This window comes from Parafrankia colletiae (assembly GCF_001854655.1).
Lineage (GTDB): Bacteria > Actinomycetota > Actinomycetes > Frankiales > Frankiaceae > Parafrankia > Parafrankia colletiae.
In genome coordinates this window covers 44,715-50,748 of sequence record NZ_MBLM01000157.1, presented here as the reverse complement: position 1 = coordinate 50,748, position 6,034 = coordinate 44,715, and the positions used below count along the sequence as shown (strand labels likewise).

Genomic DNA, 6,034 nt, shown 5'->3' with positions numbered 1-6,034 from the left:
TCGTCGCGACGCACCACCACACCCCGGTACGACTCCGGAACCGGCAACGCGGCGAACTCCGCCCGCCGCTCCACCGACCGCGGCGAACCGGCCATGATCGAATCAACCAGCTGCTTCATCTTCGAGCTACCTCCGGCTGTGATCGGGGGACGAGTGACGGTCCGCCGCCGGCCGGCCCTGCGGACCCGCAGGTCGGCGGGCCGGCTGAACTGAGGGGTGTCGGCGTGCCGCGCGACGCGATAGAACTTCTGGGACAACCTTGGAGCCTCGGCGCGCGTCAGACCTGTTGTGACCGCGCCCATGACAGTCGTGGAAGGGTGGCGACCCGTGCCTGCGCGGAGCGACGCCGCCCGTAGCGCAGTCGCGCGCGACGCCGATGCCGCTCTGACGGCCCTTTACTCCGAGCACTACCGGTCCCTCGTCCGTCTCGCCGCGCTGCTGCTGGATGACGTCGGTCTGTGTGAGGAGGTCGTGCAGGACGCCTACATCCGGGTGCACGGAGCCTGGGGCCGGCTTCAGGACCGGGACAAGGCCCTCGCCTACCTCCGTCAGACGGTGGTCAATCTCGCACGATCGACCCTCCGTCGTCGACTGGTTGCTCTGAAGCACGCTCCCAAGCCGATGCCCGACGCCGCGAGTGCGGAGGAGGGGGCCTACTCTCTGGTCGAGCGGGCCGCGGTGGTGCAGGCGCTGCGCGAGCTGCCCAGACGTCAACGAGAGGCGGTCGTGCTCCGCTACTACGCGGACATGTCGGAGGCCGATGCCGCCGCGGTCATGGGATGCAGTGTCGGGTCGGTCAAGGCCTACACCTCGCGTGGGCTGACGGCCCTGAGCGGCAAGCTGGAGGGCCTGCGGTGAATGGCGGGCTCGAACCGGAGGAGCTGACCCGGCTCCTGCGGGCGGCGGTGGAGCCGGTGCGCGCGTCCCCGGACGCGCTGCACCGCATCCGGGCCGGAGTGGAGCATCGTGCCTGGTGGCGGGTGCCGCTGATGGCTACCGGCGGCGTCGCGATGGCGGCGCTGATCGTCCTGGCCTTCGTCGCGGTCCGGCCGCACTCGTCCTCCTCGGAGCAGACGGTCGAGCCGGCGGCACCGCCGCTGGTGTCCTCGGTGATCCCCGAGTCGAGTCGGCCTGTGGCCTCCTCGTCACCGGGCCGCGGTGGCACGGGCAGCGGCGGCCAGGGCTCGGGCGGCACCACGCCCCGGACCACGACAGCCCCCCCGGCCACGGCCACGACGACCCCCCCGACCAGCGCCGGGACGTCCACCCCGAGCGCGAGCACGACGACCGGGCCGGGCGGTTCCGGCTCGCTGGACCTGCCGACCCCGGCCACCCGCCCCGCCGGCGTGAACGACCTGGACGGCGACGGCGCCCCGGACCAGGTCCGGATCAATGGCACCAAGGTGGAGGTGGCGTTCTCCCGCGGGGGCTCCGACTCCGTCGACCTGCCCGGTCTGCAGCTCCCCGCCTCCTACGCGGTCGTGGACGCCAACGTCGACGGGTTCGCCGACATCCTGGTGCGCACGGCGAGTCGCGACAGCGTCACCGAGTACGCCCTGCTGCGCTACGCCGCCCGCGGTGACCTCGCACAGGCGACGCCTGCGCCCGGCCTGCGCCTCGCGGCCGGGGCGACGGGCACCACCGGCTCCGGCTTCCGCTGCGACGAGAACGGGCTGCGGATCATCTCGGGGACGTCGTCGGACGGCGCCGAGTTCCAGATCGTCACGACGGCCGTCCAGATCACGCCGGACGGGGTGGTCCCCACCGGAGCCCCGGTTCCCGGCCAGCTGACCGTCACGAGTGYCAACTCCCCGTTCATCGCGGCCTGCGGCACCCTCTCCTGACCCCGCGGTCTCCCGACTCCGAGGCCTCCTGACCGACGCGGCCGCGGCCGGCCCGCTGGCCCCGGCCGCGGAGCCGGTCCGGGCCCTGTCGGGGGATGTTCGTCACATCGGTGCCGCCAGGCACCCTTCTGACGGCCTGCGACCCCGGCGCCGGAACCAAGATCACGTTATTGTGGATGGGAGAGTTTTCTGTTTCCCCCCACCCGGCAGGCCGTGGTGCGAGCCCGACACGGTCCGCGCACCACGGGGAAACCGTGGCGGGCCGGTACCGCGTGAACCGGTACCCGTGATCCCGAGGAGGCGTCCATGCCTGGTTCTGTCATCGTGGCCGGTGCCCGCACCCCCGTCGGCAAGCTCTCCGGCGCCCTCAAGGACTTCACCGCGGTCGAGCTCGGCGGCATCGCCATCGCGGGCGCGCTGAAGCGGGCCGGGCTGTCCCCCGAGGCGGTCCAGTACGTGATCATGGGTCAGGTGATCCAGGCCGGCGCCGGCCAGGCGGCCGCCCGGCACGCCGCCGCGAAGGCCGGCGTGCCGCTGACCGTGCCGGCCATGACGCTCAACAAGGTCTGCCTGTCCGGCCTGAACGCCATCGCGCTCGCCGACGCCTACATCAACCAGGGTGAGTTCGACATCGTCGTCGCCGGCGGCATGGAGTCGATGACCCGCGCGCCGCACCTGATCCCGGCGCTGCGCCCGGGCGTGAAGTACGGCGACACCACCGTCACCGACTCCATCGCGGCCGACGCGCTGACCTGCGGGTTCGACCAGGTCTCGATGGGCACCGTCACCGACGGCTACAACGCCCGCTACGGCATCACGCGCGCCGAGCAGGACGAGTTCAGCGCCCTGTCGCACCAGCGCGCCGCCGCCGCGGCGAAGAACGGGCTGTTCGAGAACGAGATCGTGCCGGTCGAGGTGCCGCAGCGCCGCGGTGAGCCGATCATCGTCAGCGCCGACGAGGGCGTTCGCGGCGACACCACCGCGGAGGGCCTCGCGAAGCTGCGCGCCGCCTTCCGCGACGGCGGGACGATCACCGCCGGCAACGCCTCCCAGATCTCCGACGGTGCCGCTGCGGTGATCGTCACCAGCCGGGCCAAGGCCGAGGAGCTGGGCCTGCCGATCCTGGCCGAGATCGGCCACGCCGGCTACGTCGCCGGCCCGGACAACTCCCTGCAGTCGCAGCCGGCCGAGGCCATCAAGGCCGCCCTGGCCAAGGAGAAGCTCACCCCGGCCGACCTCGATCTCGTCGAGATCAACGAGGCGTTCGCCGCGGTCGGCATCCAGTCGATCCGCGAGCTGGGGATCAGCGCCGACATCACCAACGTCAACGGCGGCGCGATCGCGGTGGGGCACCCGGTCGGCATGTCCGGGGCCCGCATCGCGCTGGCGCTGGCGCTGGAGCTGCAGCGCCGCGGCGGCGGTGTCGGCGCGGCCGCGCTGTGCGGCGGTGGCGGCCAGGGCGACGCCCTGGTGCTGCGCGTCCCGGCGTGAGCACCGGCTCCGCCGGGGTGAGGCCAGCGGCGCGGGAGGGCGACTCCCGCCCGCGGCCCGCCCGCCCCGGCCCGGCGGAGCTCACCGCCGCCGCGCTGGCGGGTGACCGCCGCGCGGTGGCCCGGCTGATCTCGCTCGTCGAGCACGAGTCCGCCGCTCTTCGGGAGGTCAGCGCGCTGCTCGCCCCGCACACCGGCCGTGCCCGGGTCGTCGGGCTGACCGGCGCGCCCGGGGTGGGCAAGTCGACGTCGACGTCCGCGCTGGTCGGCGCGTACCGGGCGCAGGGCCTGCGGGTCGGGGTGCTCGCGATCGACCCCAGCTCGCCGTTCACCGGCGGGGCGCTGCTCGGCGACCGGGTGCGGATGGTCGAGCACGCCACCGATCCCGGCGTCTTCGTCCGGTCGCTGGCGACCCGAGGCAGCCTCGGGGGGCTGTCCTGGGCCACGCCGCAGGCGCTGCGCGTGCTCGACGCCGCCGGCTTCGACGTCGTGCTGGTCGAGACCGTCGGGGTCGGCCAGGCGGAGGTGGACATCGCCTCGCTCGCCGACACCACGCTGGTGCTGATCGCGCCGGGAATGGGCGACGGCATCCAGGCGGCCAAGGCCGGGATCATGGAGATCGCCGACCTGCTGGTCGTCAACAAGGCGGACCGGCCCGGGGCCGACCACACCTGCCGCGATCTCGCGGCGGCCATCCGGATGTCCGGGTCGGACTCCCGGGCAGGCACCGCGACCGGCTCGCCTGACGGCTGGCGGCCCGAGGTGCTGCGGCTGGAGGCGGTCACCGGGCAGGGCCTGCCCGAGCTGGTGGCGGCGATCGGTCGCCACCACAGCTGGCTGGAGGAGAGCGGAGAGCTGGCCCGCCGCCGGCTGCGGCGGGCCGGCGAGGAGATCTCCCAGATCGCCCTGGCCGGGCTACGCGCCCGCCTCGGGGCCCTCGATGAGGGCGGACGCCTGGCCCGCCTGGCCGAGGCGGTGACCGAGGGTCGGCTTGATCCCTACACGGCCGCCGACACGCTGCTGCGCGAGCTGCCTCGGTCCCGGACCGTCGGCAGCTGACATCCGCCCCTCAGCGGGCCCTACAGCCCCTTTCAGGGCGCAAGCAGGACCAGCCGCGGGGGCGCTGCTCCAGTGCCGGTCACGGCACTGGAGACCGTCCGGCTCAGGAGGCGGTGAGCTGGGAGGTGGCGGCGACCAGCGTCGTGACGTCCAGGGGCATGCCGAGCACGTGGGCGGCGCCCGCGCGGCGCAGGCGGGTCCACTCGTCCGGGTCGGCATCCGAGGTCAGGACGAACGCCGGCACCATGCCGGCCACCGGGTCCGCGGCGAGGCGGGGGAGCAGGTCGACCGCGGCGACGTCCGGCATGTCCCGGTCGAGCAGCACCAGCGACGGGCGGGCCCGCCGGATGGCCTCGACCGCCAGAGCCCCGCGCGGCACGCTGATCGTGTCCGCCCCCAGCGCGCTCGCCAGGGTGTCGGTGACGAGCTCGCGCAGCCCCGGATCACCGCTGACGTGGACCACCCGCAGGCCGCCCGGCTCGAGCTGCCCCTCGCCGGCCAGTTCGCCCGCGTCGTCCTCACTGTGGTCGTAACGAACGTCCACCGCGTCGAGGACCACCGCGAACACGCTGCCCACCCCGGGCCGGCTGGCCACGGTCAGCACGCCGCCCATCGCCGTCACCAGCGCGTGCGAGAGGGCCAGGCCGAGGCCGCTGCCCTCGACCCCGGTGTCCTCCGCCCCGAGGCGCTCGAACGGGCGGAACAGCCGGGACAGCGAGGCCGGCGACAGCCCGACGCCGTCGTCCTCCACCTCGATGCGCAGGCGCGAGCCCGTCACCGGGACGATGCCGACCCGGACGTTCCCGCCCTCGCGGCCGTACTTCAGCGCGTTGCCGATCAGGTTGAGCAGCACCTGCCACAGCCGGCGGCGGTCCGCGTCCGCGATCAGCGGCCGGGCGGGATGGATGATCCGCCGGATGCCGCGCCGCTCCGCCAGCGGCTCGACCAGCTCCACCACGCCCTGGACGATGTCCAGGACGTTCACCGGGCCCTTGTTGATGTCGCCCCGCCCGGCGCGCAGCCGCGCCAGATCCAGGACATCGTCGATCAGGGCCTGCATGTGCCGACCGCCGGTGATGATGCGCTCGACGTCCTCGTGCAGGTCGGGCGTCAGCGGCTCGAGCTCCATGAGCTGGGCGAAGCCCAGCATGGCGTTGAGTGGCGTGCGCAGCTCGTGGCCGAGCCGGGCGACGAACTCGTCCTTCGACCGCGACTCGGCCTCGGCGGCGCCGCGCGCGCGGGCGTCGACGGTGTCGCGGGCGACGATGACGATGCCGCCAGCCGGGTCCAGCCTGGCCGTCACCGCGTACGGCGCCACGATGCCGGCGCCGTCCACCAGCCAGACGGTGCCCCGCCACACCCCGCCGCGGGTCAGCGCCTGGGACACCGGGCTGGCGAGCTCCGCCCGGCAGGTGGGTTCGACCACGCCGGAGAGCTCGTGCAGCTGCGGTGCCGCACCGACGCGCTCTCCCAGGAACGCGCGCGCACCGGCGCTCAGCTCCCGGACACGCCCGTCCGCACCGACGATCACCACCAGGTCCGTCAGCGTCTCGAGGAGGGTAGTCAGCCCCACCTATGCCTCGTCTGTCTCGTCATAAAACTGCATCCACCCCACGGCGGGTCATGGTAGGGCGTACCGTC

At 73.9% G+C, this 6,034-nt stretch carries 5 protein-coding genes; 4 read left to right on the top strand and 1 reads right to left on the bottom strand.

Features of this window, described 5'->3' with window-relative positions; translation table 11 throughout:
- Nucleotides 1-300: 300 nt before the first annotated feature.
- From CC117_RS29035 to meaB, 4 genes are all read left to right on the top strand, one after another.
- Entirely contained in the window at nt 301-858 is a 558-nt protein-coding gene (locus CC117_RS29035) for a SigE family RNA polymerase sigma factor (RefSeq protein ID WP_051102613.1), read from the top strand.
- Nucleotides 855-1,844 (top strand): FG-GAP repeat domain-containing protein, encoded by a 990-nt coding sequence (locus tag CC117_RS29030; RefSeq protein ID WP_071090008.1) that lies wholly within the window; start codon nt 855-857, stop codon nt 1,842-1,844. The genes CC117_RS29035 and CC117_RS29030 overlap by 4 nt, the downstream gene beginning before the upstream one ends.
- Nucleotides 1,845-2,150: 306 nt before the next feature.
- On the top strand, nt 2,151-3,335 hold the full coding sequence (locus CC117_RS29025; protein WP_071090005.1) for an acetyl-CoA C-acetyltransferase: 1,185 nt from the start codon (nt 2,151-2,153) through the stop codon (nt 3,333-3,335).
- Complete coding sequence (meaB, locus tag CC117_RS29020) at nt 3,332-4,393, top strand: methylmalonyl Co-A mutase-associated GTPase MeaB (protein WP_071090002.1); 1,062 nt, start codon at nt 3,332-3,334, stop codon at nt 4,391-4,393. The genes CC117_RS29025 and meaB overlap by 4 nt, the downstream gene beginning before the upstream one ends.
- Nucleotides 4,394-4,496: 103 nt before the next feature.
- On the opposite strand, the gene CC117_RS29015 is transcribed toward meaB, so the two are convergent.
- Nucleotides 4,497-5,966 (bottom strand): ATP-binding response regulator, encoded by a 1,470-nt coding sequence (locus CC117_RS29015; RefSeq protein ID WP_071089999.1) that lies wholly within the window; start codon nt 5,964-5,966, stop codon nt 4,497-4,499.
- Nucleotides 5,967-6,034: the final 68 nt, after the last annotated feature.

Bases quoted from the DNA above. Each gene is read 5' to 3' on its own strand.
- CC117_RS29025 (WP_071090005.1), top strand. From the start codon at position 2,151: ATGCCTGGTTCTGTCATCGTGGCCGGTGCCCGCACCCCCGTCGGCAAG.
- CC117_RS29035 (WP_051102613.1), top strand. From the start codon at position 301: ATGACAGTCGTGGAAGGGTGGCGACCCGTGCCTGCGCGGAGCGACGCC.